The sequence below is a fragment of the Streptomyces sp. SID5464 genome, from assembly GCF_009862985.1.
In the GTDB taxonomy this organism is placed as follows: Bacteria; Actinomycetota; Actinomycetes; order Streptomycetales; family Streptomycetaceae; genus Streptomyces; species Streptomyces chartreusis_D.
In genome coordinates this window covers 51630-53823 of the sequence record NZ_WWIQ01000044.1, presented here as the reverse complement: position 1 = coordinate 53823, position 2194 = coordinate 51630, and the positions used below count along the sequence as shown (strand labels likewise).

Genomic DNA, 2194 nt, shown 5'->3' with positions numbered 1-2194 from the left:
TCGCGAAGTCCGAGTGACGGAGCGACCACGAAGGCCCGGATTCCACAACGGAATCCGGGCCTTCGTGATGTGTGAACGCATGTGCTGGTGCAGGCTGCGGCCGTGCCGCCGGGGGGAGTTGGGAGATCTGTGTTTGACTTGTCTCTCTGTGGGCATGTCGACAAAACGCTGTAGTGACCTCACTGGCTGCGGTATACCAGGTGTACCCAGGTTGCAGGTGGTGCGACGATGGACGTTATGGGGGACAAGGCAACTCTGTTCGAGACAGGGCGTTTTGTGCAGCCTTCCCGCCGGGAGGACACCGACACCCCGGACGAGACCGGGGAGATCGCCGACGAGGCGGCCGAGGAGCTGCGTCAGCGGCTCGCCGCTGAGGCCGGCGACGTCGAGGCGATGAGTGTCCTCGGGGCCATGCTGCTGCGCCGTGGCGATCTCGACGGTGCCGAACCCCATCTGCGTGCCGCGACCGCCGCGGGCGACCGGGCCGCGGCCAACAACCTCGGAGTCCTTCTCCACCAGCGCGGATACGCCGACGAGGCCGCCGGCTGGTGGCGGATCGCCGCCGTCGCCGGATCCGCGGCGGCCGCGCACGCCCTCGGCCGGCACCACCGCGAGCGCGGCGACGAACCCGCCGCCGAGTACTGGCTGCGCCAGTCCGCGGAGCAGGGGCACACCCTGGGCGCGTACGCCCTAGCCGACCTGCTCGAGCACCGCGGTGACGCCGGGGCCGAGAAGTGGATGCGGGTCGCGGCCGAGCGCGGGCACCGGGAGGCGGCGTACCGGCTGGCGCGGGCACTGGACCGCAGAGCCACGCAGGAGACCGAGGGGGACAACGGTGTCGCGCTGCTGGAAGAAGCCGAGCAGTGGTACCGGCAGGCCGCCGCGCGCGGCCACCGGCGGGCCGCCCTGCACCTCGGGACGATCCTGGAGAAGCGAGGCGAGCTCAAGGAGGCCGGGCGCTGGTACCTGACGTCCGCCAAGGACGGCGAGGCGCGGGCCGCCTGCGCGCTCGGGTTCCTGCTGCGCGACGCCGGCGACACCGAGAACGCCGCCGTGTGGTGGCTGCGGGCCGCCCAGGACGGTGACGGCAACGCGGCGAACGCGCTGGGCGCACTGCACGCCGAGCGGGGCGAGACCCAGACCGCCGAGCGCTGGTACCGGGCCGCGATGGACGCGGGCGACGTGAACGGCGCCTACAACCTGGGGCTGCTCTGCGCCGAGCAGGGCCGCACCACGCAGGCCGAGCAGTGGTACCGGCGCGCGGCCTATGCCGGTCACCGGGAGGCCGCGAACGCGCTGGCGATCCTGCTGCTGCGGGCCGGGGACGAGACGGGCGCCGAGCCGTGGTTCTCCAAGGCCGCGGAGGCCGGGAGCGTGGACGCCGCCTTCAACCTGGGCATCCTGCACGCAGGCCGGGGCGAGGAGCAGGCCGCGCTGCGCTGGTACGAGCGTGCCGCTGCCGCCGGGCACACCGAGGCGGCGCTCCAGGTCGGCATGGCCCGGCTGCGGGACGGGGACGAGCAGGAGGCCGAGCGGCACCTGCGGTGTGCGGCCGGAGGCGGAAGCGCCGAGGCCGCGTACCGGCTGGCGACCGTGCTCGACGCGCGTCGGCCGCCGGAGCCCGCGCACGAGCTCGGGGAGCCGGTGCACCGGCGGAGCGAGTGCGAGGAGTGGTACGAGAGGGCGGCCTCGCAGGGGCACCGGCGGGCGCAGGTGCGGGTGGGCATGCTCGCGGCGGCCCGGGGGGACGTCGTCGAGGCGGCCCGGTGGTACCGGGAGGCCGCCGAGGCCGGATCCCGCAACGGGGCGTTCAATCTCGGGCTGCTGCTGGCCAGGGAGGGCAGTGAGCCCGAGGCGGCGGTGTGGTGGACGCGGGCGGCCGACGCGGGGCACGGGCGGGCGGCGTTGCGGCTGGCCCTGGTCTACGCGCGTCGGGGGGAGCTGGCGGAGGGGCAGCGGTGGGCCGATCGGGCGGTGGCGTTGGGGCCGGCGTCCGTGGCGGAGCGGGCGGCTCGGTTGCGGGATGCGCTGAGGCAGGAGCTGTCTGCCTGATGCCGCGTCTCGTCACCGTGGGCTGCATGCTCGGCGTTCGTGCGGGACCGGCGGCCCGCGGCTCCAGCTAAGCGATTTGCATCCGTGCTCCGCGTTGACGTAACGTTGCATTCACCGACGCGGGGTGGAGCAGCTCGGTAGC

General features: G+C 74.1%; 1 protein-coding gene. It reads left to right on the top strand.

Features of this window, described 5'->3' with window-relative positions; translation table 11 throughout:
- Nucleotides 1–228 precede the first annotated feature (228 nt).
- On the top strand, nucleotides 229–2052 hold the full coding sequence (locus tag GTY47_RS21440; protein ID WP_173937246.1) for a tetratricopeptide repeat protein: 1824 nt from the start codon (nucleotides 229–231) through the stop codon (nucleotides 2050–2052).
- Nucleotides 2053–2194 lie beyond the last annotated feature (142 nt).